Source organism: Geodermatophilus sp. CPCC 206100 (assembly GCF_048569675.1).
Lineage (GTDB): Bacteria > Actinomycetota > Actinomycetes > Mycobacteriales > Geodermatophilaceae > Geodermatophilus.
Map to the genome: position 1 here is coordinate 42,922 of NZ_JAQISV010000009.1, position 26,710 is coordinate 69,631.

General features: G+C 75.8%; 19 protein-coding genes. 13 read left to right on the plus strand and 6 right to left on the minus strand.

The window, feature by feature from the left end; translation table 11 throughout:
• Positions 1 to 5 precede the first annotated feature (5 nt).
• Both PGN05_RS05265 and ligA read left to right on the plus strand, forming a co-directional pair.
• Positions 6 to 2,213: a hypothetical protein gene (locus PGN05_RS05265; protein WP_419751476.1), complete on the plus strand. Its 2,208-nt coding sequence runs from the start codon at positions 6 to 8 to the stop codon at positions 2,211 to 2,213.
• Positions 2,214 to 2,254: 41 nt separating this feature from the next.
• Complete coding sequence (gene ligA, locus PGN05_RS05270; RefSeq protein ID WP_419751477.1) at positions 2,255 to 4,408, plus strand: NAD-dependent DNA ligase LigA; 2,154 nt, start codon at positions 2,255 to 2,257, stop codon at positions 4,406 to 4,408.
• A 30-nt stretch (positions 4,409 to 4,438) separates the two neighbouring features.
• On the opposite strand, the gene PGN05_RS05275 is transcribed toward ligA, so the two are convergent.
• The 3 genes from PGN05_RS05275 to PGN05_RS05285 form a co-directional block, all read right to left on the minus strand.
• Complete coding sequence (locus PGN05_RS05275; protein WP_419751478.1) at positions 4,439 to 5,170, minus strand: class I SAM-dependent DNA methyltransferase; 732 nt, start codon at positions 5,168 to 5,170, stop codon at positions 4,439 to 4,441.
• A gap of 196 nt (positions 5,171 to 5,366) precedes the next feature.
• Entirely contained in the window at positions 5,367 to 7,202 is a 1,836-nt protein-coding gene (locus tag PGN05_RS05280; RefSeq protein WP_419751479.1) for a DUF222 domain-containing protein, read from the minus strand.
• 374 nt (positions 7,203 to 7,576) lie between these two features.
• Positions 7,577 to 8,257: an ACT domain-containing protein gene (locus tag PGN05_RS05285; protein WP_419751480.1), complete on the minus strand. Its 681-nt coding sequence runs from the start codon at positions 8,255 to 8,257 to the stop codon at positions 7,577 to 7,579.
• Between the two features lie 214 nt (positions 8,258 to 8,471).
• Between PGN05_RS05285 and gatC the strand changes: the two genes are divergently transcribed.
• The 4 genes from gatC to gatB are packed head-to-tail and all read left to right on the plus strand — an operon-like array spanning position 8,472 to position 12,014.
• Complete coding sequence (gatC, locus tag PGN05_RS05290; RefSeq protein WP_419751481.1) at positions 8,472 to 8,813, plus strand: Asp-tRNA(Asn)/Glu-tRNA(Gln) amidotransferase subunit GatC; 342 nt, start codon at positions 8,472 to 8,474, stop codon at positions 8,811 to 8,813.
• Positions 8,814 to 8,821: 8 nt separating this feature from the next.
• Positions 8,822 to 10,342, plus strand: coding sequence for an Asp-tRNA(Asn)/Glu-tRNA(Gln) amidotransferase subunit GatA (gene gatA / locus PGN05_RS05295; protein WP_419751495.1), 1,521 nt, complete (start codon positions 8,822 to 8,824; stop codon positions 10,340 to 10,342).
• Positions 10,339 to 10,518: a hypothetical protein gene (locus tag PGN05_RS05300; protein ID WP_419751482.1), complete on the plus strand. Its 180-nt coding sequence runs from the start codon at positions 10,339 to 10,341 to the stop codon at positions 10,516 to 10,518. The genes gatA and PGN05_RS05300 overlap by 4 nt, the downstream gene beginning before the upstream one ends.
• Positions 10,515 to 12,014 carry an Asp-tRNA(Asn)/Glu-tRNA(Gln) amidotransferase subunit GatB gene (gene gatB, locus PGN05_RS05305; RefSeq protein WP_419751483.1) on the plus strand — a complete coding sequence of 500 codons (1,500 nt, stop codon included), beginning with the start codon at positions 10,515 to 10,517 and terminating at the stop codon, positions 12,012 to 12,014. The genes PGN05_RS05300 and gatB overlap by 4 nt, the downstream gene beginning before the upstream one ends.
• A 47-nt stretch (positions 12,015 to 12,061) precedes the next feature.
• Here gatB and PGN05_RS05310 read toward each other — a convergent pair whose 3' ends face one another.
• A complete protein-coding gene (locus PGN05_RS05310; RefSeq protein ID WP_419751484.1) occupies positions 12,062 to 13,207 on the minus strand; it encodes a PQQ-dependent sugar dehydrogenase in 1,146 nt (381 codons plus the stop codon).
• Between the two features lie 48 nt (positions 13,208 to 13,255).
• Between PGN05_RS05310 and PGN05_RS05315 the strand changes: the two genes are divergently transcribed.
• The gene (locus tag PGN05_RS05315; protein WP_419751485.1) at positions 13,256 to 14,212 is read left to right on the plus strand and encodes a 2-hydroxyacid dehydrogenase; all 957 of its coding nucleotides are present in this window, start codon (positions 13,256 to 13,258) and stop codon (positions 14,210 to 14,212) included.
• Between the two features lie 6 nt (positions 14,213 to 14,218).
• Here the strand turns inward: PGN05_RS05315 and PGN05_RS05320 are convergent, their stop codons facing one another.
• Together PGN05_RS05320 and PGN05_RS05325 are read right to left on the minus strand one after the other, a co-directional pair.
• Positions 14,219 to 14,581 carry a PH domain-containing protein gene (locus PGN05_RS05320; protein WP_419751486.1) on the minus strand — a complete coding sequence of 121 codons (363 nt, stop codon included), beginning with the start codon at positions 14,579 to 14,581 and terminating at the stop codon, positions 14,219 to 14,221.
• Between the two features lie 24 nt (positions 14,582 to 14,605).
• Positions 14,606 to 15,427, minus strand: a complete 822-nt coding sequence (locus PGN05_RS05325) for a helix-turn-helix transcriptional regulator (protein ID WP_419751487.1) — start codon at positions 15,425 to 15,427, stop codon at positions 14,606 to 14,608.
• Between the two features lie 83 nt (positions 15,428 to 15,510).
• On the opposite strand from PGN05_RS05325, the gene ilvD reads away from it, so the two are divergent.
• The 6 genes from ilvD (at position 15,511) to ilvC (ending at position 26,640) form a co-directional block, all read left to right on the plus strand.
• Positions 15,511 to 17,238 carry a dihydroxy-acid dehydratase gene (gene ilvD / locus PGN05_RS05330; protein ID WP_419751488.1) on the plus strand — a complete coding sequence of 576 codons (1,728 nt, stop codon included), beginning with the start codon at positions 15,511 to 15,513 and terminating at the stop codon, positions 17,236 to 17,238.
• A 102-nt stretch (positions 17,239 to 17,340) separates the two neighbouring features.
• A complete protein-coding gene (locus tag PGN05_RS05335) occupies positions 17,341 to 19,974 on the plus strand; it encodes a putative bifunctional diguanylate cyclase/phosphodiesterase (RefSeq protein ID WP_419751489.1) in 2,634 nt (877 codons plus the stop codon).
• Positions 19,974 to 22,676 carry a putative bifunctional diguanylate cyclase/phosphodiesterase gene (locus tag PGN05_RS05340; protein ID WP_419751490.1) on the plus strand — a complete coding sequence of 901 codons (2,703 nt, stop codon included), beginning with the start codon at positions 19,974 to 19,976 and terminating at the stop codon, positions 22,674 to 22,676. The genes PGN05_RS05335 and PGN05_RS05340 overlap by 1 nt, the downstream gene beginning before the upstream one ends.
• A gap of 273 nt (positions 22,677 to 22,949) precedes the next feature.
• Positions 22,950 to 24,821, plus strand: coding sequence for an acetolactate synthase large subunit (locus PGN05_RS05345; RefSeq protein WP_419751491.1), 1,872 nt, complete (start codon positions 22,950 to 22,952; stop codon positions 24,819 to 24,821).
• 122 nt (positions 24,822 to 24,943) lie between these two features.
• Complete coding sequence (gene ilvN, locus PGN05_RS05350; RefSeq protein ID WP_419751492.1) at positions 24,944 to 25,471, plus strand: acetolactate synthase small subunit; 528 nt, start codon at positions 24,944 to 24,946, stop codon at positions 25,469 to 25,471.
• Between the two features lie 140 nt (positions 25,472 to 25,611).
• Entirely contained in the window at positions 25,612 to 26,640 is a 1,029-nt protein-coding gene (ilvC, locus tag PGN05_RS05355; protein WP_419751493.1) for a ketol-acid reductoisomerase, read from the plus strand.
• Positions 26,641 to 26,710 lie beyond the last annotated feature (70 nt).

The window sequence follows — 26,710 nt, forward strand, 5'->3', positions numbered from 1 at the left end:
CCGCGGTGCGTGAGCTCACCATCGACGGGATCCCCGCCTTCGTGGCCGACGGTCCGGCGCCCCTCTCCGCCGGCCTGGTCTTCGCCGTGGGCCGCCGGGACGAGTCGTTCGTGCGCGGTGGCCTGACCCACCTCGTCGAGCACCTGGCGATGAGCGCGCTGCCGCGGACCACCCTCGACGCCAACGCCTCCGTCGGCCTCTCGGTCACCGAGTTCACCGCCACGGGGTCCCCGGAGCAGGTCGCGGCCTTCCTGCGCGGGGTCTGCGCCGCGCTCGCCGACCCGCCCACCGACCGGCTGGCCGTCGAGGCCGGCGTCCTCCGCACCGAGGCGGGGACGACGACCCTCCCGGCCACCGCCGCGCTGCTGGGCCAGCGGTACGGATCGGCCGGCCTCGGGCTGGCGGCCATGCGCGAGCCCGCCCTCCGGTCGCTGACCGCCGAGGACGTGCGCAGCTGGGCGCGCGACTGGTTCGTCCGGGGCAACGCCGCGCTCTGGCTGTCCGGGCCCGTGCCGGAGGACCTCGTCCTCCCGCTCGCCGACGGCCCCCGGCCGGAGCGTCCGGCCCAGCACCGGCGCGAGCTGCCGACCCCGGCCTGGACCGAGCTCCCGTTCGACGGCTCCGTCGCCGTCGGGGCGGAGGTCCCGACGACGCCCGCGCTGGGCACCACGCTCGCGGTGCTCCGGGAGCGGGTCGAGGAGGAGCTCCGTCACCGGCGCGGCGTGGCCTACACCGTGGCGGCCGACCGGCTCGTGGTCGACGCCTGGACCGACTTCGCCGGCCTCGTCACCGACGCCCGGGCGGGCCAGGAGACCGTCGCCGCCCGGCTCGTGTGGCGGGAGCTGGACCGGCTCGCCACCGAGGGACCGCGGCCGGAGGAGCTCCACCGGGAGCGCGATCGCCTCGCGGCCTTCCTGGCGGACCCCCGATCGGGGGCGGAGACCGCGGCCGGGGCGGCGCGGTCGGCGGTCGGCGGCCTGCCCGTCATGACCGCCGCGACGCTGCGTGCCCAGGCCGACGCGGTGACGTCCGAGGAGGTCCGGGCGGCAGCGGCCGCCCTGCGCGGGGCCGCCGTGCTCGGCCTGCCCGGTGGTGCGGAACCGCCGGCCGGCCTGCCGCGGCTGCCCGAGGGGTCGGCCGACGTGGTGGCCGGCCGCGCGTTCCCGCCGCGCCGCGGGTCCGCCGTGCCGAGGGGTGCGGTGCTCGTCGTCGGCGAGGACGGCCTGAGCCTCTCCCTGGGCGAGGGCGGGCAGGCGACGGTCCGCTGGCCCGAGGTCGTGGGACTGGTGCGCTGCGGGTCCCGGGCCTGGACCCTGGTCGGGCGGGCCGGGCTCGACGTCCTCCTCGTGGCAGCCGACTGGCGGGACGGGGAGGAGGCGCTGGCGATGGTGCGCGCGGCCGTTCCCGCGGAGCTGCAGGTCGCGGACGACGACAGCGACGACGACGGCGTCCTCGTGGTGCGCGCGCCCGTGCACCGGGTCCGCGAGACCGTCGCCGTCTCCCGGGACAGCCTCCGTGTGGTCGGCGGCGAGGAGTGGACCGCCGTCGTCCCCGACGGGATCGGCACCGCGCTCGACCGGGCGGTCACGCTCGCCGGCGCCGCGGGGTTCCAGACGGTGGGGATCGTCCTGCGCCGCGACCTCGCCGACCTGGAGTACGTGCTCCTGCGCGGTGGCCGTGAGGTCGACCGGCACCGCTGGGGGGTGTCCTCCGGGGACCCGCGGCTGCTCGCCGAGGCGACCGGCCGGCCGCTGTCCGCCGTCGCCGACGTCCTGGCCGACGAGGGCGAGCCGGCCGAGGTGCTCGACCGGTTCGTCGCGCTGCTCGAGCTCCCTGCGGTCGTCCCCGCCCTGCTGGACGGGCAGGACGTCCCGGCCGATCGAGTCGACGGCCTCGGGATGGCCAGCGGGCTGCGCGCGGCCCTCCGCGGCGACTACGCCGCGCCCCGGGGGAGTGGCACGTGGGTGGACCGATGGGCGCGCCTGAGCTGGACCCGGCCGGGCTGGTACCGCGCTGCGCAGGCCGCCGCGGCACTGGTCTTCGCCCTGTGCGCGGTCGGGCTGCTCGCCGTCGACGGCCTCGGCTGGTGGGCCGACGTGCTGGGCTGGGTGAGCGTGCTCCTCGCCCTGGGCTCGCTGTGGGACGTCCGTCCGCCGCGCCGGGAGCCGGCTCCCGGCGACCAGCGGCCGGAGGTGCCGACACCGACCGGGTGACGTGCCGGTTCGTCGTCACACCCGCCGGATACCGTTTCGCTGTGAGCACGGACGCCGCCGAACTCGACGCCCCGGAGATCGCTGCCGCCACCGATCGGGAGGACCTCACCGAGGTCCCCGACGAGGCTCGCACCCGCCACCGGGACCTCTCCGAAGAGCTCGACCGCTACGCCTTCGCCTACTACGTGCAGGACGCGCCGCTGGTCAGCGACGCCCAGTACGACGAGCTCATGGGCGAGCTCAAGGGCATCGAGGCCGAGCACCCCGCCCTGGTCACGCCGGACTCGCCCAGCCAGAAGGTCAACGGCGGGTTCACCGCGACGTTCGCGCCGGTCCAGCACCGGGAGCGGATGCAGAGCCTGGACAACGCGTTCAGCAGCGACGAGCTGTCCGCCTGGGCCGCGCGGGTCGAGCGCGAGGTCGGCACCGCCGCCGCCTACCTGTGCGAGCTCAAGGTGGACGGTGTGGCGGTCGCGCTGCTCTACGAGCAGGGCCGGCTGGTCCGCGCGGCCACCCGCGGTGACGGGACGACGGGGGAGGACGTCACCGCCAACGTCCGGACGATGAACGACGTCCCGCAGCAGCTGACCGGGGACGACGTCCCGCCGCTGCTGGAGGTGCGCGGCGAGATCTACTTCCCGGTGGCCGCGTTCGCCGACGTCAACGCCGGCATGGTCGAGGCCGGCAAGGCGCCGTTCGCCAACCCGCGCAACGCCGCCGCCGGGTCGCTGCGGCAGAAGGACCCGCGGATCACCGCCTCCCGCCCGCTGCGGCTGGTGGTGCACGGCCTGGGCGCGCGGGAGGGGGTCACCCTGGAGCGCCAGTCGGCCGCCTACGAGCAGCTGCGCGCGCTGGGTCTGCCGGTGAGCGACCGCTACGAGGTCGTCGGGGACCTCGAGGGCGTGTGGGCCTACATCGAGCGCTACCGCGAGCAGCGGCACTCGGTGGAGCACGAGATCGACGGCGTCGTCGTCAAGGTCGACCAGATCGCGCTGCAGCGGCGGCTGGGCTCGACCTCGCGCGCCCCGCGCTGGGCGATCGCGTTCAAGTACCCGCCCGAGGAGGCCACGACCAAGCTCCTCGACATCCGGGTCAACGTCGGCCGCACCGGCCGGGTGACGCCGTTCGCCTACATGGAGCCGGTGAAGGTCGCCGGGTCGACCGTGCAGCTGGCCACCCTGCACAACGCGAGCGAGGTCAAGCGCAAGGGCGTGCTGATCGGCGACACGGTCGTCATCCGCAAGGCCGGCGACGTGATCCCCGAGGTCCTGGGCCCGGTGGCCGCGGCCCGCACCGGGGACGAGCGCGAGTTCGTCATGCCGTCGCAGTGCCCCGAGTGCGGCACCGAGCTGCGGCCGGAGAAGGAGGGGGACGCCGACATCCGCTGCCCCAACGCGCGGTCGTGTCCCGCGCAGCTGCGGGAGCGGGTGTTCCACGTCGCCGGGCGCGGGGCCTTCGACATCGAGGTGCTCGGCTACGAGGCGGCCATCGCGCTCCTGGAGAGCTCGCTCCTGCAGGACGAGGGCGACGTCTTCTCCCTCGACGAGGAGGCGCTGTGCCGCACCGCCTTTTTCACCAAGAAGGACGGCGCCCTGTCGGCCAACGGCCGCAAGCTGCTGGCCAACCTGCAGACCCGCAAGGACGTCCCGCTGTGGCGGGTGCTCGTCGCGCTCTCCATCCGCCACGTCGGCCCGACCGCCGCCCAGGCCCTGGCGCGCGACTTCCGGTCTCTCGACCGCATCGCCGAGGCATCCGAGGAGGAGCTGGCCGCCGCCGAGGGCGTGGGTCCGACGATCGCCCGGTCGGTCGTGGACTGGTTCGCCGTCGACTGGCACCGCGAGGTGGTCGAGAAGTGGCGGGCTGCCGGGGTGCGCATGGCCGACGAGGGCGAGGACGCCGGCCCGGGCCCGCTGACCGGCGTGACCGTCGTCGTCACCGGTTCGTTGCGGGACCACAGCCGGGACGAGGCGGTCGTGGCGATCCAGGAGCGCGGCGGCAAGGTGACCGGCTCGGTGAGCAAGAAGACCGGCTTCGTCGTCGTGGGCGCCGACCCGGGCAGCAAGTACGACAAGGCGGTGCAGGTCAAGGCCCCGGTCCTGGACGACGACGGCTTCCGGGTGCTGCTGGAGGAGGGGCCGGACGCGGCCCGCGCGGTGGCCACCATCGGCGACGGGAGCGGGCCGGCGGCGGAGTGAGCCGGCGGGGAGTGAGCCGTGCCGGCGGTGCTACGCCGGCCGCTGCCACACCGAGACGTGCGTGCGGCTGTCGCCGGTGAAGGGCCGGCGGTCCCAGCCGGCCCAGCGGGACACGGGGACCATCCCGGCCAGCCGGGCCATCAGGTCGAGCTCGGCCGGCCACACGTACCGGAACGGGATGGAGCGGGCGGAGACCCGCCCGGCCTCGACCGCGTAGTGGTGGGAGGTCAGCCGCTGCGTGGCGACGTCGTACTCGTCGAGGCCCAGCCGCGTCGCTGACACCGTGAACGGCCGGACCGTCTCACCGGGCGGGAGGCGCTGCAGGTCGGGGACGCCGACCTCGACGACGAACCGGCCCCCGGGCGCGAGGTGTCGCGCGGCGTTCTGGAAGCAGGCGACCTGCTCGTTCTGCGTGGTCAGGTTCATGATCGTGTTGAAGACCAGGTAGACGAGTCCGAACGTGCGGCCGACCGAGGTGCAGGCGAAGTCGCCGACGGTGACGGGGATCTGCTCGCCCCCGGGCTTGGCGCGCAGCCGCGCCACCATGTCGGGGGACAGGTCGATGCCGTGGACGCGGACCCCGCGGGCCTGGAGGGGGAGCGCGATGCGGCCGGTGCCGATGCCCAGTTCCAGGGCGGACCGGTCGCCCGCCAGTTCGGCGAGCAGGTCCACCGCGGGACCGACCACGGCGGGGTCGGACATCTCCGCGCTGTCGTCGTCGTAGCGGGCCGCGACGGCTCCGGCGAAGTGGTCGACGGGCATCCGCGCACTGTGGCGGCTGCTCCGCCCGGGCCGCCACCGGTTTGGCGAGCCGCCGGCGGCGCCACCCGTTCGTGGGGCGGCGTGGTCTGGCGGGGGGAGCTCCGTCGTGCGGGGGCAGGGGCGACGGGCAGCCCAGCGCCGGGGTGCTGTGCCGCCCCGGCGTGGTCTCAGTAGGGCGGTGGGGTGGTGGTCGCGGTCAGCCCGGTGGGGGTGGTGACGGTGAGGGTGCCGTCGGGGGTGAGGTGGTGGTGCCAGCCGGGGGCCTGGTGTTTGCCGCGGTGGTCGGTGGTGCAGTAGCCGGTGAGGTTGGCCGCGCTGGTGGGGCCGGCGGGCCAGGGCCGGTGGTGGTCCAGTTCGCCGCGGCGGGGCACCGGGCGGCGGCAGCCGGGGAAGCGGCAGCGGCGGTCGCGGGCGCGGAGGAACCGGTCGAGGGCGGCGCCGGGCCGGTAGTCGGCGGTGGGTGCCGGGGCGCCCAGGCCGGGGCGGCCGGTGAGGTCGTGGTGCAGTCGGTGGGGGAGCGGCGGCAGGCGGGAGCGCCGCAGGACGCGGTGCGCTGCAGGGTGGGCAGGTCGGTGAGCGCGCGCAGGGCGCCGGTGAGGGCGTCGGTGAGGGCCAGGCGGGGGCGGTCGGCCAGTCCGCCGCCGGCGGTGGCGGTGAGCAGGTCGGCCAGCTGGTCGCGTTGGGTGGTGGTGGCCGCGGCCAGCGCGGTGAGCGCGTCGGGTGCGGCGTCGATCCGGCCGTGCGGGCCGGCCCGCCAGGTGGTCTCGTCGGCGACATCGGCGGCCTGCGCGATGCGGACCAGCCGGCGGGCCCGGCCCAACGCCTGCGCCGCGGCGTGCACCGCCTCGCCCGCGTCGTGCACGGCGCGGTCGGCGGATGCCCACCAGCCGGCACCGGGCGCGGAGCAGCCGTCCGGGGTTGGGTCGTCCGGCGCGAGGGTGTCGGTTCGCGGCCAGGCGGCAGCCCGGGCGTCGACCGCGCTGCCGCCCGCGACGTCGGGAAGATCGGCGGCATCCGGTGGCCGGCACGTGGGGTCCGGTCCCGGATCGGGGCCGGGGCCGAGCTCGTCGGTGAGCACCCGACGTTCCATCTCGGCCCACCAGCGTTCCAGTTCGGCCTGCTCGGCCTGCTGCCAGGGAACGTCCCCGGCGTCCCCGTCCGGCGCGGTGGCCGCGGGCTCCGCCGCGGCGGGGTGATCGGCGTCGGCGGGGTGGTGGCCGGTGAGGGCGTGCAGCAGCCGGCGGATCATCTCCGCCGGCACCACCTGCCCCTCGACCTCACCCGGGGTGTCGCCGCCGAGCAGCGTGCCCAGCGAGGCGACCACGGTGAGCAGCACCTGCACCGGCGGCAGTTCGCTCTGCCCGGGGCGCAGCACCAGGTCCAGCAGGCAGTCCACCAGCTGCTGCCCGCGGGTCCGCGCCTCGCCGGGGATGGCGGGCAGGGCGTCGGCGCAGGCGCCCAGCGCCCGGTACAGCGCCTGTGCTTCGGGCATCGTGCACACCACGGTGAGGGCGGCCATCCCCTCGGCGCGGTCGGAGCGCAGGTGCACGCCGCGCTCGCGCAGCGCGGCGGCCAGCCGGCCGGCGGCGGCGCGGGCGTCGCGGCGGGCGAGCACGCGGCGGGCCTTGTCGCCCAGCTGCGCCGGGGTGGTCACCGTGGTCCGCCGGGCGAGCCAGGCCAGCAGCTCGGCCTCGACCTGCGCGCGCAGCCGCGGATCGTCGATCGGGGCGACCTTGTCCAGCAGGTGCCACAGGTGCCCGGCGTGCAGCCTTCCGGCCTCCAGCGCGGCCAGCGTGGCCGGCAGCCGGTGCACCAGGATCAGCGAGCGTTCCAGCAGCTCCTCGGCGGCCTGGACGCTGAGGTTGCAGGCGATCGACAGCTCGGGGGTGGCCCACTCACTCACCGACCGCAGCACCTCCGGGCGGGCCGCCCAGCGCTCGGCGCTCATCGCCCCGGGCTGCCCCGGCGCCCGGTCACCCGAGGCGGGCCGCGTGGCGGCGAACGCCGCCACCGCCCGGGCGCGTATCGCCATCTGCCGGGCGATCTCCCGATCCGCGGCCTGCACCGCACCCAACGGCCCCGCCGCCCACCCCACCGAAGGCGCAGCGGTGGCAGGCGGGCGGCCGGGCTCGTCCAGCCCCGGTGCCACCCCCGCCGCCATGCGTTCGATCATACGTTCGAACGAGGCCGCAGGCAAGACGTTCCGGCCTCGAAAGCCGTGGTCAGAGGCGCGATCGCCCCCGCGAGCGAGCCGGTGTCAGGCCGGGGCCGGGACCGGACAGCAGGCGATCCGCCGGTCCCGGCGACCGCGATGGCCGCCCGCGGCCACCGAGCAGTCGGCCGGTCATGCGACGTCCCGGCGCGCTCCGTGACAGCGGCCGAGTGGACGCGCGCTGCGGCCCAGACTCAGGCCGGAGGGAGGTGGGCGACGCTGGCCGCGATCCCGGTGAGGTGCACGAGGCGCAGCAACTCCGAACGGCGGTAGGCCGGCCCACCGGAGCGGCCGAGCACGACGGCCGTCCCGGAGCCACCGAAGGGGACGGCCATCATCTCGATGGCCATCTCCCGCCACCGCTCCGGCAGCCACTCGTCCTCGCTGGGCAAGAGTCGCGGCGTGGGCAGCGGGAGCCAGGGCAGCACCATGCCGTCGAACGTAGGGGCGGCATCGGAGGCGGCCAGCACCTCGCACGGCTCGCCGTCCCGGCCCTGCAGGACGGCGGCCCAGCCGCTGTGGAACACCCGGGGCAGCTCCGCGGCGAGCAGCTTGACCGCGAGCGTGGGGGGTCCGGGCGCGGCGGCCCGGGCCAGGGACTCCAGCAGCTCCAGCTCGCGGTGCGTGTCCAGCGGACCGGCGAACGGGCGCAGCGACTCCACCCGCACCCCCTCGACCGCCTGCGCGGCGGTGATGAGGCTGTCGGGGAGCCGGTCGGCGGGCAGGTCGACCACGATGTCGTCGACGGCGACCCCGAGGCCGCGTTCGAGCACGTCCACCGAGACGATGTCCACGCCGACGGTGCCGAGGGCGGTGGCGACCGCCCCGAGGGTGCCGGGGCGGTCGGGGACGACCAGCCGCAGGAGATAGGACACGGGTCCTCCGGGTCGAGGTACGGGCCGATCTCCGTCGATCGCGGGCGACACCAGTTTCCCGCATCCACCCGTGGCGGGTCGAGCACCCCCGGTGAGGCCGGGTGCGGCCTGCGCCTCCGGACCGGGGCCTCGTGGGCTCCACGTACAGTGGCTGGGTTGCAGACGTGGTGGACGCCCACCACCGAGAGCCGCCGAAGTGGAGCCCCGCCCAGACATGAGCACCCCGTCCCCGAAGGAACCCGAGACCCGCACGGCCACCGTCGGACTCGGGCGCGACGACGTCGCCCACCTGGCCCGGCTGGCCCGGCTGTCCCTCAGCGACGAGGAGCTCGACTCCTTCGCGGGGCAGCTGTCGGCGGTGCTCGACGCGGTGGCGCAGGTCGGCAAGGCCCAGGCCGAGGACGTCCCGCCGATGACCCACGCGGTGCCGCTGACCAACGTCACGCGCCCCGACGTCGTCACCCCGAGCCTGCCTCGGGACGTCGTCCTCGCCCAGGCCCCGGCCGCGGAGGACGACCGCTTCCGCGTGCCGCAGATCCTGGGGGAGGAGGAGTGACTCGCTCCGTGGAGGACCTGACCGGCCTGGACGCCGTCGAGATCGGCCGCCGCCTGACCGCCGGCGAGGTCGGCTCGGTGGAGGTGACCCAGGCCTACCTGGACCGCATCGCCGCCGACGACGGCGTCGTGGGCGCCTACCTGCACGTGGACGCCGAGGCCGCGCTCGCCCGCGCGGCCGAGATCGACGCCGCCCGCGCGAAGGGCGAGGAGCTGGGCCCGCTGGCCGGGGTGCCGGTCGCCCTCAAGGACGTCTTCGTGACCGAGGGCGTGCCCACCACGAGCGGCTCGAAGATCCTCGAGGGCTGGAGGCCGCCGTACGACGCCACCGTCGCCGCGCGGCTCAAGGACGCCGGCACGGTGCTGCTCGGCAAGACGAACATGGACGAGTTCGCGATGGGCTCCTCCACCGAGAACTCCGCGTACCGCCCGACCCGCAACCCCTGGGACCCCGACCGCATCCCCGGCGGCTCGTCGGGCGGCTCCTCCGCGGCGGTCGCCGGCGGTCTCGCGCCGTGGGCGCTGGGCACCGACACCGGCGGCTCCATCCGCCAGCCGGCCGCGGTCACCGGCCTGGTGGGGCACAAGCCCACCTACGGCTCGGTGTCCCGCTACGGCCTCATCGCGTTCTCCTCGAGCCTGGACCAGGCCGGCCCGATGGCGCGCACCGTCCTCGACGCCGCCGTCCTGCACGAGGCGATCGGCGGGCACGACCCCCGCGACTCCACCAGCATCGACGCCCCGGTCCCGGTGCTGGTGAAGGCCGCGACCGAGGGCGCCCGCGGCGAGCTGGCCGGGCTGCGCGTCGGCGTGGTCCACGAGCTGGGCGGGGACGGGCACACCGACGGCTACGAGGACGGCGTCCTGGCCCGGGTAGGGGAGACGGTGGCGCTGCTGGAGCGCATGGGCGCCGACGTGCGCGAGGTCTCCTGCCCGTCGTTCGACCTGGCGCTGCCGGCCTACTACCTGATCGCGCCCAGCGAGGCGTCGTCCAACCTGGCCCGCTTCGAGGGCATGCGCTTCGGGCTGCGCGCCGGCGACGACGGCAGCCGCTCCCTCGAGGAGGTCATGTCGCTGACCCGCGAGCAGGGCTTCGGGCCGGAGGTCAAGCGCCGCATCATCCTGGGCACCTACGCGCTGTCGGCGGGCTACTACGACGCCTACTACGGGCAGGCGCAGAAGGTCCGGACGCTGATCACCCGCGACTTCACCGCCGCCTGGGACGACGTCGACGTCCTGGTCAGCCCGACGAGCCCGACCGTGGCCTGGCCGATCGGCGCCCGGGTGGACGACCCGCTGGCGATGTACGCCGCCGACCTGTGCACGCTGCCGGCCAGCCTCGCCGGGCTGCCGGCCATCTCGGTGCCGTGCGGGCTGTCCGACGGCCTGCCGGTCGGCTTCCAGGTGATGGCGCCGGCGCTGGCCGACGACCGCTGCTACCGGGTCGCCGCCGCCGTCGAGGCCGCGCTGGACGCCGCCCGCGGGCACCGGTTCCTCGACGACCTCGGCACCCCGGCGGGTGCGGAGTGACCGGGGCACTCAAGGCCGCCTGGGCCCTCACCGCGTTCGTCGTCCTCGTCGGCCTGATCGGCTGGATCGTGACCGGCGAGGCGGTCTTCGCCGTCTTCATCGTCCTGGGCCTGCTGACCGCCGCCGGCGCCTGGTTCTCCGGCCGCACCGGCCCGAAGGAGGGCAACCCCTCATGAGCGACACCCTCGTCGACTACGACGAGCTCCTCACCCGCTACGAGCCGGTCATCGGCCTGGAGACCCACGTCGAGCTGGGCACCGCGTCGAAGATGTTCTGCGGCTGCGCGACCACCTTCGGCGCCCCGCCCAACACCCAGACCTGCCCGGTCTGCCTGGGCCTGCCCGGCTCCCTGCCGGTGGCCAACGCCGCCGCGATCGAGGCGACCATCCGCATCGGGCTGGCGCTGGGCTGCCGGATCGCCTCCTGGTGCCGCTTCGCCCGGAAGAACTACTTCTACCCGGACATCCCCAAGGGCTTCCAGACCAGCCAGTACGACGAGCCGCTGTGCACCGCGGGCCACCTCGACGTCGAGGTCGACGGCGAGATCCACCGGGTGGAGATCGAGCGGGTGCACCTGGAGGAGGACACCGGCAAGAACCTGCACGTCGGCGGCGCCACCGGGCGCATCCACGGCGCCGACCACTCCCTGGTCGACTTCAACCGGGCCGGCATCCCGCTGGTCGAGATCGTCACCCGGCCGATCCCCGGCACCGGCGCGAAGGCCCCCGAGGTGGCCCGCGCCTACGTCACCGAGCTGCGCGACATCATCCAGACCCTGGGCGCCTCCGACGTCCGGATGGAGCAGGGCAGCCTGCGCTGCGACGTCAACACCTCGCTGGCGCCGATCGGCAGCCTCGAGTGGGGCACCCGCACCGAGACCAAGAACGTCAACTCGCTGCGCTCGGTGGAGCGCTCGGTGCGCTACGAGATGCGCCGGCAGGCCGCCGTCCTGGACGGCGGCGGTCGGGTGCTGCAGGAGACCCGGCACTTCCACGAGGACACCGGCAGCACCTCGCCCGGGCGGAGCAAGGAGGAGGCCACCGACTACCGGTACTTCCCCGAGCCCGACCTGGTCCCGGTCGCGCCGGACGCCGAGTGGGTGGAGAAGCTGCGGGCCGGCCTGCCCGAGCTGCCCGCCGCCCGCCGGACCCGGCTGTCGCAGGAGTGGGGCCTGTCGGCCACCGAGATGGCCTGGATCGCCAACGCCGGTGCCGTGGACCTCGTCGACGCCACCGTCGCCGCCGGCGCGACGCCCGCGGACGCGCGCAAGTGGTGGCTGGGGGAGCTGGCCCGCCGCGCCAACGACGCCGGCGTCGAGCTCACCCAGCTGGCCGTGACGCCGCGGCAGGTCGCCGAGCTCACCGCCCTCGTCGCCGACGGCACGGTCAACGACCAGCTCGCCCGGCAGGCGCTGGACGGCGTGCTCGCCGGTGAGGGCGACCCGCGGCAGGTCGTCCAGGCCCGCGGACTGGCGGTCCTGGGGGAGTCCGACGAGCTGGTCGCCGCGGTCGAGGCCGCGATCGCCGGGGCGCCGGACGTCGTCGCCAAGGTGCAGGGCGGCAAGGTGCAGGCGCTCGGGGCGCTCGTCGGCGCGGTCATGAAGGCCACCCGCGGCAAGGCCGACGCCGCGACGGTGAAGCGGATGCTCGAGGAGCGCGTCCTCGCCGGCTGAGTCCGGCCGGTACCCGCGGGGACCGGCCGGTCACCGAGCGCGCGGCGTCAGAGCGGGGAGTCCGCCGAGCCGGCGGGCGCCAGGATCCGCAGCACGCGGTCGTCCTCCTCGACCGGGGTGCCGAGGCCGTCCCGGTTCGAGGTGGTGATCCACAGTGCGCCGTCGCCGTCCTGGACGACGGTGCGCAGCCGGCCGTAGCGGTCGGTGAGGAACTCGGTGGGCTCGCCGGTCGGGACGCCGCTGCCGTCCAGCTGGACGACGTGCACCCGCCGGCCGTCCATCGCGCCGAGGAACACCGTCCGGCCGGAGACCGCGCAGCCGCCCAGACCCCCGAGCTCCCCGGGGATCTCGACCACCGGGGCGGTGCCGCGGGGGCCGGAGTCGCCACCGGCGACCACCCGGTCCAGCGCGTCGGCGCCCTGGGACGCCTCGTCGGTGGCGAACAGCGCCTCGTCGCCGGCCGGGCACAGCGCGGTCACGTCGCTGTGGCCGCGGCTGTGCACCGGCCCCGCGCCGACGGGCTGGCCGAAGACGTCGACGTGCAGCACCTTGCCCGCCAGGGAGGCGGGGTCCTGGGCGAGGGCCGGGTTCCCGGTGTCCCCGGTGCCGACGTACAGGGTGCCGTCCGGGCCGAACACCAGCCCGCCGCCGTTGTGCACCTCGCCGCGCGGGATGCCGGTGAACACCGGGTTGGGAGTGCTGCCCAGGGGGAAGCGCACCACCCGGTTGTCGGTCGCGGTGGAGACGTAGGCGTAGAACAGCCCGTCCTCGTCGAAGGTCGGCGAGAGCGCCAGGCCCAGCAGGCCGCCGTCGCCGGCGGTGTCGATGCCGGGCACGGTCATCAGCTCCACGGCGGGGGAGCGGTCGGGGAACACCTGCAGCAGCCGGCCGCTGTCCCGCTCGCCGACGACCGCGGTCCCGTCGGGCAGCACGACCAGGCCGGTCGGCACGGTGAGACCGGAGGCCACGACGTTGGGGTCGCCGCCGTCCTCGCCGGAGTTCGGGTCGGCCGGGTCGCCGGGGGCCGGCGGCCGGCCCGACTCCGTGGGCGGGCCGACCTGCGGCGGCGGGTCCTCGGGCACCGGGCGGAACGGGCCCGCGGGCTCGTAGCCGTCCTCGCCGCAGCCGGCGAGGAGGACGCCGAGCAGGAGTGCGCCGGTCGCCGCGCCCGTCCGCCGCCCGCGCCGCCTCACCCCCAGCACAGTACGTGCGGAGTCTGGGAGGGGGCCTACGGTCGGCCCGTGCCCCCCGAGATCACCGGCGCCTCCGTCGTGGGCCATGACGAGACCCTGCACGTCCTGGTCCCCTCCACCGCGCTGGCGACCGCGGTCGAGGCCGTCTCGCCGCGGGTCCGGGCGCACCGCGTCCCGCCGGAGGACGGCCCGCCCTCCGGTGCGGCCGCGCAGGCGCAGGTGTGGGTGCCCGGCGGCGGCACCGGGCCGCGCGCGGGGTTCCTCGAGGCGCTGCCCCGATTGCGGCTCGTGCAGCTGCTCAGCGCCGGCGCGGAGCGCTTCGCCGGCCGGCTGCCCGACGGCGTCGTCCTGTGCAACGCCCGGGGCGCGCACACACCGGCCACCGCCGAGTGGGTGCTGACCGCCGTCCTGGCCGCGCAGCGCGGCATCCCCGACCTGGTGCGTTCGCAGGCGGCCGGGCGCTGGGTCCCGCGGACGTACTCCTCCCTGCACGGCGCCCGCGTCCTCGTCGTCGGGGCGGGCGACATCGGGCGCACCGTCGGCGCGATGATGGCGCCGTTCGGCGTGCAGCTCACCCACGTCGCCCGCACCGCGCGGACCGGCGTGTCGGCGGTGGCCGACCTGCCGCGGCTGCTGCCCTCCGCCGACGTCGTCGTGGTCGTCGTGCCGGTGACCCCCGAGACCACCGGCCTGGTGGACGCCGGCTTCCTCGCCGCGATGCCGGACGGTGCGCTGCTGGTCAACGCCGCCCGCGGTGTCGTCGTGGACACCGCGGCCCTGCTGGCCGAGCTGCAGGCGGGCCGGCTGCGGGCGGCGCTGGACGTCACCGACCCCGAACCGCTGCCCGAGGGGCACCCGCTGTGGTCGGCGCCCGGTCTGCTGCTCACCCCGCACGTCGCCGGGATGGTGCCGGGGACCAACGAGCGGGCAGCGGCCGCGGTGGTCGACCAGCTGACCCGCGTGCTCGCCGGCCGGCCGCTGGTCAACGTCGTCGACGCCTACTGAGCCCCCTCAGGCCGGGTCGGGGATCCGCCCGCCGGAGAGCGCGGCCAGCCGGGGCAGGTCCCGGGCGCGCAGCACCGGCAGCCGCACCTCGGTGCCGGCGGTGGTGACCAGCCAGAGCGCGCCCCGTGTGCCGACGCGGATGCCGGCCAACTCCGGCCACGGCACCCGCCGCGCGCCGGCCAGGGAGCGGGCGGTGATCCCGCCGTCGTCGACGTCGACGCCGACGCGGAGCACCCAGGCCCCGGCGAGCAGGGGCACGAGCAGGAGCACCGGCGTCCAGGGCGCGGCGAAGGCCAGCGGAACCGCGCAGAGGAACAGCACGAGCACCGGGAGCAGCGCCGTCCGGCCCATCCGCATGCGAGCAGCCACGTCTGCCGATCCTCCCAGACCGGCTCAGGCGCTCAGCCGCGCCAGCTTGCCGGCGGCGTCGCTGCCGGCCGCGGCGGTGTAGACGACCAGCTGCAGGTGCGGGGCGTCGGCGGGCGTGAGCTGGTGGTGCTCGAGCAGCAGCTCACCGACCTCCGGGTGGGTGAACCGGCGCTGGCCGGAGCTGAACCGGTCGACGTCGTGGCTCGCCCACCCGGCGCGGAAGTGCCCGCTGGCCGCCTCGAGCCGGGCCACGAGGTCGACGACCTCGCGGTCGGCCAGCCGCGGACCGACCTCGGCGCGGAACTGGGTGAGGAACCGCCGGCTGTCGGTCGTCCAGTCCCCGAGCAGGTCCCGGACGGCGGGGTCGGTGAAGACCAGCCACAGCAGGTTCCGGTCGGCCGCCGGCACGGTGGCCACGCCCGGGTATAGCCGCTCGTAGGCGGCGTTCCAGCCGACGATCGACCAGCTCGCGGTGATGACGTAGGCGGGGGAGGGGCCCAGCGCGTCCACCAGCCGCTGCACGTGCGGCGGCATGCCCCGCGCCGCGGCCCAGGGCGCCCCGGCGCCGTGCCCGCTCAGCCGGAGCACGTACTCGTGCTCGGCCGGGGACAGCCGGAGCGTGCGGGCCAGGGCGTCGACCACCTGGCGGGAGGGCCGGATGTCGCGGCCCTGCTCCAGCCACGTGTACCAGGTGTGGCTGACGCCGGACAGCATCGCGACCTCCTCCCGCCGCAGCCCGGGGGTGCGGCGGGCGCCGGCGGCCGGCAGGCCGACCGCGCGGGGGTCGACCTGGCGGCGGCGGGAGAGGAGGAACTCCGCCAGCTCCCGGCGGGCGGACGGCGGCACGGCTCCTCCTCCGGCTGGTGGTGTCAGTACCAGTATGAGTGCTCTCTCGGCCGTTGCGCGGCAGCCGCCTACCATCCCCGGACGTGACGATCGGCGAGGACCTCATCCCCGGACACGAGTCCCACAGCGGGACCCACAGCCCCATGAAGCCGCGCAGCTACGAGGTGACCGACGGCATCGCCAAGGCCCCGGCCCGCGCGATGCTGCGAGCGGTCGGCATGGGGGACGACGACTGGGACAAGCCGCAGATCGGCGTCGCCTCGTCGTGGAACGAGATCACCCCGTGCAACCTCTCGCTGGACCGGCTGGCCAAGCGGGCCAAGGAGGGCGTGCACGCCGCCGGCGGCTATCCGCTGGAGTTCGGCACGATCTCGGTCTCCGACGGCATCTCGATGGGCCACGAGGGCATGCGCGCCTCGCTGGTGTCCCGCGAGGTGATCGCCGACTCCGTCGAGACGGTCGTGTTCGCCGAGCGCCTCGACGGCACCGTGCTGCTGGCCGGCTGCGACAAGTCCCTGCCCGGCATGCTCATGGCCGCGGCCCGGCTGGACCTGGCGAGCGTCTTCGTCTACTCCGGCTCGATCCTGCCCGGCCGGCTCGGCGACCGGGACAACCTGACGATCATCGACGTCTTCGAAGGCGTCGGTGCCTGCGCCCGCGGGCTGATCACCCGTGAGGAACTGGACGCCATCGAGAAGGCGGCCTGCCCCAGCGAGGGCTCCTGCGGCGGCATGTACACCGCCAACACCATGGCCAGCGTCGCCGAGGCGCTCGGGATGGCCCTGCCCGGCAGCGCCGCCCCGCCGGCCCCCGACAGCCGCCGCGACGCCGTCGCCGTCGCCTCCGGCGAGGCCGTGGTCAACCTGCTCCGCCACGGCATCACCGCCCGCCAGATCATGACCCGGGAGGCGTTCGAGAACGCGATCACCGTGGTCATGGCGCTGGGCGGCTCGACCAACGCCGTCCTGCACCTGCTGGCCATCGCGCACGAGGCGCAGGTCGAGCTGACCCTCGAGGACTTCAACCGGATCGGCGACCGCACCCCGCACCTGGCCGACGTCAAGCCGTTCGGCCGGTTCGTCATGACCGACATCGACCGCGTCGGCGGCGTCCCGGTCGTGCTGCGCGCGCTGCTCGACGCGGGGCTGCTGCACGGCGACGTCCTCACCGTCACCGGGAAGACGATGGCCGAGAACCTCGCCGAGATCGCCCCGCCGGACCTGGACGGCACGATCGTCCACGCGATGAGCAACCCGATCCACCGGACCGGCGGGCTGACCATCCTGCGCGGCTCGCTGTCGCCCGAGGGCGCGGTGGTGAAGTCGGCCGGGTTCGACGCCGACGTCTTCGAGGGCACCGCCCGCGTCTTCGACGGCGAGCAGGGCGCGATGGACGCCGTCACCGAGGGCACCCTGCAGGCCGGCGACGTCGTGGTGATCCGGTACGAGGGACCCCGGGGCGGCCCGGGCATGCGCGAGATGCTCGCCGTCACCGGCGCGATCAAGGGCGCGGGCCTCGGCAAGGACGTGCTGCTGCTCACCGACGGCCGGTTCTCCGGCGGGACGACGGGCCTGTGCGTCGGCCACGTCGCGCCCGAGGCCGCCGACGGCGGGCCGATCGCCCTGGTGCAGGACGGCGACCGGGTCCGGCTGGACCTCTCCACCCGGACCCTGGACCTGCTCGTCGACGACGAGGAGCTGGCCCGCCGCCGCGCCGGGTGGGCGCCGCTGCCCCCGCGGTACACGACCGGCGTCCTCGGGAAGTACGCCAAGCTCGTCGGGTCGGCCGCGCAGGGGGCCATCTGCGGCTGAGGAGGGGCCAGGCGGGCCCCCCGTTGGGGTGAGGCCTGCCCGGCAGCGCTGTGGCCGCCCGCGGCGCGTGCCGAGACAGCGGGTGTGGACAGGCTGAGGTGGGTGCTCCTGGCGAGCGCCGTGGTGGCGGGGACGACCTGCGCACTCTCGGCGTCCTCGGCCGGCCCCGGGTCCGCCGCCGACGTCGCCCTGGCCGCGATGGGCGTGGTCGCCGCCGCGGTCATGTGGTGCGCCGGGCACTCCCGTCAGACCGGCGCCCGCGGGTGGCGGCTGATCGCCGTCGCCCCCCTGCTGCCGGTCGTCGGCTTCGTCGCCGTCCTGGTCGTCGCGCCCACCGACCCCATGCAGCAGGTCCTGCTGCGCTGGCTGCCCACCGTCCCCGGCTACCTGCTCGTGGTCGTCGGCGTCCTCACGCTGGTGGGCCGCGAGCGGCTGCGCCGCGGAGCCCGGTCCGGCGTCGAGCTCGCCCTGTTCGGCACCGCCGGGGTGCTGATGGTGCAGCTGCTCGTGCTGGGTCCGCACCGCAGCTGGCTGGACCTGCGCCCCGCCGAGGCCGCCGTGCTGGCCGCCGCCGTCCTCATCACCTCGGCCACGATGACCGCCGCGCTGGTGGTCCTCGGGGTCATCGAGGGCCACCGCCAGCCGATGGCCCTGGTCCTGCTCGCCGGGACGGTGCTCACCACCGCCGGCCGCGCCATCGGGACCTCCGCCGCGCTGTCGGACGCCGCGGGCGCGGCCGACCTCGGCCGCTTCCTCGTCACCGGCGGCCTCACGTTGATGGCCGCCGCCGCGCTGGCCGACCCGGGGCCCTGCACCGGGGAGGCGGCCCGCCCGCGCCCCCGCAGCGGCCGCTCCACCCAGCTCGGCCAACTGCTGCCGCACCTGGCCATGGTCGTCGCGCTGTTCGGCGGCGCCGTCGCCGCGCTGGTCAGCGACCGGCCGAACCGCGTCGTGCTCGTCGGCGTCCTCACCTGCGCCGTCCTCACCGCCGTGCACCGCTGGGTCACCGCGCGCGAGGAGCAGCGCATGGGTGCCCGCTTGCGGCGCAGCGAGGCCTACTTCCGCTCGCTGGTCGCCGCCAGCGGCGACCCGGTGCTCATCCTGGACGGCGACCTGCGGATCACCTGGGCCTCGCCCGCGCTCGCCACCACGCTCGGCGACCCCCTGTCGCCGGCGCGCGGCCGGGGCCTGCTCGAGCTGGTCCACCCCGAGGACGCCGGGCCGCTGGCCGACGCCCTGGGGTCGGCCGACGCCGGCCCGTCCGCGCCCGGCCCGCTCGTCCTGCGGATGCGGCACACCGACGGCTCGTGGCGGCACCTGGAGGCCGCCGTCTCCGACCTGCGCCGCGACGCCGACGTGGGCGCCCTCGTGCTGCACTGCCGGGACACCACCGACCGCGTCGAGCGCGAGCTCGCCCTGGAGCAGCTCGCGTTCACCGACCCGCTCACCGGCCTGCCCAACCGGGCCGGCAGCCAGCGGGCGCTCGAGGTGGCGCTGGCCGAGGCCGGCACCCCGGACACCCCGTTCCGCAGCCTGCTGCTCGTCGAGCTGGCCGACCTGGAGGAGGTACGCGACAACGCCGGGCTCGAGGTCGCCGGCTCCGTCCTGGTCGAGGTGGGTCGCCGGCTGCGCGCCACCGTCCGCGGATCGGACCTGGTCGCGCGGGTGGGCGCCGGGACCTTCGCCGTCCTCGCGGAGGGCCCCGCGCACGTCGTCGACCTGCTCGCCGGCCGCCTGCTGTCGGTCGTCGAGCAGCCCCTGGACACCGGGGCCGGCATCGTCGACCTGAGCGGCAGCGTGGGCGTCGTCGAGCTCGAGCCCGGCCTCGGCGTGGCCGACCTGCTCACCCGGTCCGACCTCGCCGTCCGCGCGGCGGCGGCCGGCGGTCCGGGCAGCGCCCGCCGCTACCGCGACGCCCTGGGCGGCGCGGCCGCCCGGCGCGCGCAGCTGCGCGAGGACCTGCCCGGCGCCTGGACCCGCGGCGAGATCGCCGTCCTGTTCCAGCCGGTGGTCTGCCTCGAGGAGCAGCGGGTGACCGGCGTCGAGGCGCTGCTGCGCTGGCGGCACCCGGAACTGGGGGACGTGCCCCCGTCGGAGTTCGTGCCGGTCGCCGAGCGCGCCGGCGTCATCGGCGAGCTGCAGCGGTGGGCCCTCGAGTACGCCGCCGCCGCGGCGGTCCTGATGCCCGCGACCGGCGCCCCCCTGCGCCTGGGCGTCAACATCTCCGCCTCGCACGTCGCGGCGCGGACCCTCGTCGGCGACGTCGCCGCGGTGCTGCGCTCGACCGGCCTGGCCCCCGAGCGGCTCATCCTGGAGATCACCGAGGCGACGGTGGACGCCGAGGGCGACCACGTGGCCGTGGACATCGAGGCGCTGCGGCTCATGGGCGTGCACGTGGCCCTCGACGACTTCGGCACCGGGCACTCCTCGCTCGCGCACCTCACCCGGCTGCCGATCGACGTCCTCAAGCTGGACCGCTCCTTCGTCTCCCGCGTGGACCGCGACCCGAAGACCCGGGCCCTGTGCGAGTCCGTGGTCGGGATCGGCCGCTCGCTCGGCCTCGACGTCGTCGCCGAGGGCGTGGAGACCCCGGCCCAGCTGGGAGCGCTGCGCGCGGCCGGGTGCGGCTTCGCCCAGGGCTTCCTGCTGGCCCGCCCGATGCGGCTCGGCGAGCTGACCGACCTCCTGTCCGACGGCGCCGGCGTCCTGTGGCCCGGCCTCGTCGGGACCCGCTGATGGCCGGACCGCCGGCCGGCCGGCGCTCCTCCGACGGCCCCGTCCGGGGACGCCGCGGACCGGTCGCCGTGCTCGGCCTCCTGACGCTCCTGGCCGCGGCGCTGGCGCTGGTCGAGTCGACGGCACCGCACGCCGCCCTCCGCGTGGGCCCGGCCCTGCTGGCGGCCGGCTCGTGGGTCGCCGCGGTCGTCGTCCTGCGGCGCGGTGCCCGGCTGCCCGCGCACTCGGCCAGCCCCTGGCGGGCCTTCACCCTGACCGCGGTGCTGCTGGGCCTCGGCCAGGCCGGCAGCGCCGTCGCCGGCGTCGGGGTCAACACCAGTGCGGCCGGATGGCACGACGTGCCGCTCGTTGCGGCGGTGCCCGTCGCCCTCCTGGCCTGCCTCCGGCTGCTGCCCGCGGCCGGCTCCCGGCCCATCGGCTCGCGGCTGCTGCTGGACGGCGCGATCGTGCTCGTGGCCGTCGGCCTGCTGGGGGAGGCCCTGCTGGCCGACGCGGCCGCGCGCTCCGGCAGCCCGGCCCACGCGCTGGTCTCGATCGGCTACCCGGCCGTGGGCGCGCTCCTGTGCGGCGTCGGGCTGGTGACGACCGCCGCGGTGCCCGTCGGCCGCCGCCGCGCCGCCGCCTGGCTGCTGGGCGCGTTCGCGGCGCTCGCCGTCGTGGTGGTCAGCGGGGCGCTCGCGGTCGCCCTGCGCGACGACGCGCTCGACGTCCTGACCGGGGGAGCCTGGCTGGCCATGCTCGCGTGCGGGCTGCAGGCGGTCGCCGCCGACCGCGGCCGGCCCCGGGAGGACGCCGAGCCGCCGGCCGCGATGCCCCTCCTCGCCGTCGTGGTCAGCGTGTGCGCCGCCTTCGGGGTCGCGCTCTTCCTCGCGGTCGGCGTCGTCGTGGGCCGCGCCGTCTCCCCGCTGGAGGGCGTCGGCATCACGCTGCTGATGCTGCTGGCCTTCGTGCGCTGCCTGCTGTGGGCCGTCGACGGCGAGCGGCTGACCCGCCGCGTCCGGCGCACCGAGGGCTGGCTGCGAGCCCTGCTGCACAGCGGCGAGGCGGCCACGGTCGTCCTCGACGCCGCCAGCCGGGTCGCCTGGACGTCCGGAGCGGTGCGCGACCAGCTCGGCTGGAGCGGGCGCGACCTGTCCGGCCGCACCCTGCGCGCCCTCGTGCACGGCGACGACCGTGCCCTCCTGGACCGGGTGACGGCCGCCGTCCGCGGCGGCGCCGTCCCGGCCGACCTGCCGGCGACCGTGCGGTTCGGCACCCGCGACCGGGGCTGGCGCGACGTCGAGGTGTCCGGTGCCGCGCGCACCGGCGGCGAGGACGACGGGCTGGTCCTGCACCTGCGCGACGTCAGCGCCCTGCGCCGCACCCAGCGGGAGCTCGAGCGGCTGGCCTACACCGACTTCCTCACCGGGCTGCCCAACCGCGCCCGCCTCATGGCCGACCTGGCCGAGCCGGGGTCCGGACCCGCCTGCGTGCTGCTCATCGACCTCGACGGGTTCAAGGCCGTCAACGACGTGGCCGGCCACGACGCCGGCGACCAGCTGCTCGTCGAGGTCGCCCAGGGGCTGCGTGCGGCCGCGCGGGAGGACGACCTCGTGGCGCGCCTGGGCGGCGACGAGTTCGCCGTCCTGGTCCGCGCCGACCGGCAGGAGGCGACGGCCCTGGCCGAGCGCCTGGTGGAGCTGCTCGACCGCGAGCACCGGCCGGCCGGCCCCGGCGGGGCCGGCGCCCGCGGACCGGTCTTCGCCGTCTCGGGCAGCGTCGGCCTCGCCGAGCTGCGGCCCGGGACCGACCCCACCGAGACCCTGCGCCGGGCCGACCTGGCCCTGCGGACGGCGAAGGCGGACGGCAAGAACTGCGTGCGCACCTCCGGCGAGGCGCTGGACCGGGCGGTCGACCGGCGGGCCCGCCTGGCTCGCGACCTCCCCGGCGCGATCGCCGAGGGCCGGCTGGCGGTCGTCTTCCAGCCCGTGGTCGGGGTGCTGGAGCGCCGCGTGCTGGGCCTGGAGGCCCTCGTGCGGTGGGAGCACCCCGAGTACGGCGCCGTGCCGCCCGACGAGTTCGTCGGCCTGGCCGAGGACGACGGCCTCGTCGTCCCCCTGCAGCGCTGGGTGCTCGGGAGGGCGACCGCGGCGCTGGCCCCGCTGCTCGCCGCCGGGCACGACGTCCAGCTGGGCGTCAACATCTCCGTCCGGCACCTGCAGGCCGGGTGCCTGGCCGCCGACGTGGCCCGGGCACTCGCCGACAGCGGCGTGCCGGCCAGCCGGCTGATGCTCGAGATCACCGAGTCGGTGCTCATGGGCGCCGGGGACCGCATGGAGGGCGACCTCGACGCGCTGCGCGAGATGGGCTGCGTGCTGTCCCTCGACGACTTCGGCAAGGGGCACTCCTCGCTGGCGCGGCTGGCCCGGCTGCCGGTCGACGTGCTCAAGATGGACCGCGCGTTCGTCGCCCACATCGAGGACGACCCCCGCACCGCCGCGCTCGTCGCCAGCGTCGTCGACCTCGGGCGCGCGCTCGGGATGGACGTCGTCGCCGAGGGCGTCGAGACCCCCGGCCAGCTCGCCGCGCTCGACCGGCTCGGCTGCCGGTTCCTGCAGGGCTTCCTGCTCGGCGCGCCGGTGCCCGCCGGGGAGCTGCCGGCGATGCTGGTCGGCTTCGACCCCGCGGTGCTCGACGAGATCCGGTTCCCGTCCCACGTCTGATCCGCCGCGTGTCCATCCAGTGGGACGGCGTGGTTGACGACCGGGCGGTCGAGGCGCACAGTGAGCGGGTGCGCTCGGCCTGCCTGCTCCTCGTAGTCGCCTAGCGCGTCGGTCGCCCGACCGACGCGCTGACCCCTCTGTGCCCGCAGGCACGAGGGGTTTTTTCGTGGGTGAGCCCGGCTCCGCCGCACCGGACCGCCCGCAGGCACCCGCACCGCACACCGCACGGCCCCCGAACCGACGGCCCCCCTCGGGTCACTGCCAGGAGACGCCATGAACAGCACCACCCCGGGCGAGTCCCCCACCCGCGAAGCGGCCGAGGCGCTCACCGGTGTCGAGACGACCGCCCGGTCGGTCGCCTCCGCCGCCGCCGAGCCGCTCAGCGGCATCACCGGGGCGCAGAGCCTCGTGCGCTCGCTCGAGGCCGTCGGTGTCGAGGTGGTGTTCGGGATCCCGGGCGGCGCGATCCTCCCGGCCTACGACCCGCTGTTCGACTCCGCGGTGCGCCACGTCCTCGTCCGGCACGAGCAGGGCGCCGGGCACGCGGCCACCGGCTACGCGCAGGCCACCGGGCGGGTCGGCGTCTGCATGGCCACCTCGGGTCCGGGCGCCACCAACCTGGTGACCCCGCTGGCCGACGCCTACATGGACTCGGTCCCGATCGTCGCCATCACGGGGCAGGTGCCCAGCGGCTCGATCGGCACCGACGCCTTCCAGGAGGCCGACATCCGCGGCATCACGATGCCGGTCACCAAGCACAACTTCCTGGTCACCGACGCCCGCGAGATCCCGCAGCGGATCGCCGAGGCCTTCCACCTGGCCGCCACCGGCCGGCCCGGCCCGGTCCTGGTCGACATCCCCAAGGACGTCCTGCAGGCCACCACCGACTTCTCCTGGCCGCCGCGGCTGGAGCTGCCCGGCTACAAGCCCACGACCCGGCCGCACGGCAAGCAGGTGCGCGAGGCCGCCGCGCTCATCGCCGGGGCCCGCCGCCCGGTGCTGTACGTCGGCGGCGGGGTCCTCAAGGCCCGCGCCACCGCGGAGCTGGCCGAGCTCGCGGAGCTGACCGGCGCGCCCGTCGTCACCACCCTCATGGCCCGCGGCGCGTTCCCCGACAGCGACCCGCAGCACCTGGGCATGCCCGGCATGCACGGCACGGTCGCCGCGGTGACCGCCCTGCAGAAGTCCGACGTGATCGTCGCCCTCGGCGCCCGCTTCGACGACCGGGTGACCGGCCAGCTGTCCTCGTTCGCCCCCGAGGCGCAGGTCGTGCACGCCGACATCGACCCGGCCGAGATCGGCAAGAACCGCAAGGCCGACGTCCCGATCGTGGGCGACGCGCGGGAGACGATCGGCGAGCTGGTGACCGCCCTGCGCGCCGAGCACGAGGCCGGCCGCACCCCGGACCTCGCGGCCTGGTGGCAGCAGCTGGACCAGTGGCGCCAGACCTACCCCCTGGGCTACGACTGGCCGGAGGACGGCGCGCTGTCGCCGCAGTACGTGATCGAGCGGCTGGGCGCCATCGCCGGCCCCGACGCGATCTACGCCGCCGGCGTCGGCCAGCACCAGATGTGGGCCGCGCAGTTCGTCCGGTACGAGAAGCCCGGCACCTGGCTCAACAGCGGGGGGCTCGGGACGATGGGCTACGCCGTCCCGGCGGCGATGGGCGCCAAGTACGGCTGCCCCGAGACGACGGTGTGGGCCATCGACGGCGACGGCTGCTTCCAGATGACCAACCAGGAGCTGGCCACCTGCGCCATCGAGGGCATCCCGGTCAAGGTCGCGATCATCAACAACGGCAACCTGGGCATGGTCCGGCAGTGGCAGACCCTGTTCTACGAGGGCCGCTACTCCAACACCAAGCTGCACGCGGTCGACGAGAACGGCGCCCCCAAGCCGGTCCGCATCCCCGACTTCGTCGCCCTCGCCGAGGCGCTGGGCTGCGTGGGCCTGCGCTGCGAGAGCAAGGACGACGTCGACGCGGTCATCGAGAAGGCCATGGCGATCGACGACGCCCCGGTGGTCATCGACTTCGTGGTCGGCTCCGACGCCCAGGTGTGGCCGATGGTCGCGGCCGGGGCGAGCAACGACGACATCATGGCCGCGCGGGACGTCCGCCCGGTCTTCGGCGACGGACAGGTCTGACGAAGGACCCCGTTCCTCCCCACCACTCGTAGAAGGACCCCCTCCTCCCCGCTCCTCGCAGGCTCGGGCGGGACCCTGGAGGGGGCCGCCCCGGGCCGGATGGTCCTGAAAGGAAGTGAGCAGTGACCCGCCACACGCTGTCGGTCCTCGTCGAGAACAAGTCCGGTGTCCTCGCCCGGGTGTCGGCGCTGTTCAGCCGGCGCTCGTTCAACATCGAGTCGCTGGCCGTCGGGCCGACGGAGAACCCGGACCTGTCCCGCATGACGATCGTCGTGGACGCCGAGACCCAGCCGCTGGAGCAGATCACCAAGCAGCTGAACAAGCTCATCGAGGTCATCAAGATCGTCGAGCTCGAGTCGGCCGCCGCCGTCCAGCGCGAGCTGCTGCTGGTCAAGGTGCGCGCGCCGATGGCCGACCGCACCCAGGTGCTGCAGACCGCCGAGCTGTTCCGCGCCCACGTGGTCGACGTCAACACCGACACCGTGACCCTGGAGGCCACCGGCACGCCGGACAAGCTCCAGGCCCTGCTCGCCGTCCTCGCCCCCCTGGGGATCAAGGAGATGGCGCAGTCGGGCACCGTCGCGCTGGGGCGGGGTCCGCGGTCGATGTCGGGCGCCGGTACCTTGCGCCCCGTCGAGCGCACCGCGTGACGACAGCCCTGGGAACATCGCAGCGAGGAACGAGCGAGGAGCGGACCAGGGCGCGGAGTCGCGCCATGAACACCGCCTAGAGCCCCACCGCCCACCGCGCTTCACCGCGCTTGAGCACAACCTGAAGGAGCACGTACCGCATGGCCGCCGAGATCTTCTACGACGACGACGCCGACCTGTCGATCATCCAGGGGCGCACCGTCGCCGTCCTGGGCTACGGCAGCCAGGGCCACGCCCACGCGCTGTCGCTGCGTGACTCGGGTGTCGACGTGCGCGTCGGCCTGCCCGAGGGCAGCAAGAGCCGCCCCAAGGCCGAGGCCGAGGGCCTGCGGGTCGTCACGCCGGCCGAGGCGGCCGCCGAGGCCGACCTGATCATGATCCTCGCGCCGGACCACGTGCAGCGGAACCTGTACAAGGAGTCGGTCGAGCCCAACCTGCAGGACGGCGACGCGCTGTTCTTCGGCCACGGCTTCAACATCCGGTTCGGCTACATCAAGCCCCCGGCCGGCGTGGACGTCGCGATGGTCGCCCCCAAGGGCCCCGGCCACCTGGTGCGCCGCGAGTTCGAGAACGGCAAGGGCGTGCCCTGCCTGGTCGCGGTCGAGCAGGACGCCAGCGGTCAGGCGCTGCAGCTGGGGCTGTCCTACGCCAAGGCGATCGGTGGCGCGCGGGCCGGCGTCATCAAGACCACCTTCGCCGAGGAGACCGAGACCGACCTGTTCGGCGAGCAGGCGGTGCTCTGCGGCGGCATGTCCGCGCTCGTGGCCGCGGGCTTCGAGACCCTCATCGAGGCCGGGTACCAGCCCGAGATCGCCTACTTCGAGTGCCTGCACGAGCTCAAGCTGATCGTCGACCTCATGTACGAGGGCGGCATCGCCAAGCAGCGCTGGTCGGTGTCGGACACCGCCGAGTACGGCGACTACACCACCGGCCCGAAGATCGTCGACGAGCACGTCAAGGCGACGATGAAGGACGTCCTCGCGGCCATCAAGGACGGTTCCTGGGCCGCCGCCTTCATCGCCGACCAGGACGCCGGCGCGCCGGACTTCAAGCGGCGCCGGGCCGAGGCGGAGGCGCACCCGATCGAGGAGACCGGGCGCAAGCTGCGCGGCCTCATGAGCTGGGTGTCGGCCTCCGACGACTACACCGGGACCGCCGCCCGCAACTAGGCGGGGGCGACAGAGCCCCCGCCGCCGCCCGGCCGCGGGGGGCCCGGGGCGGCGGGGGGGCCGTCGCGGG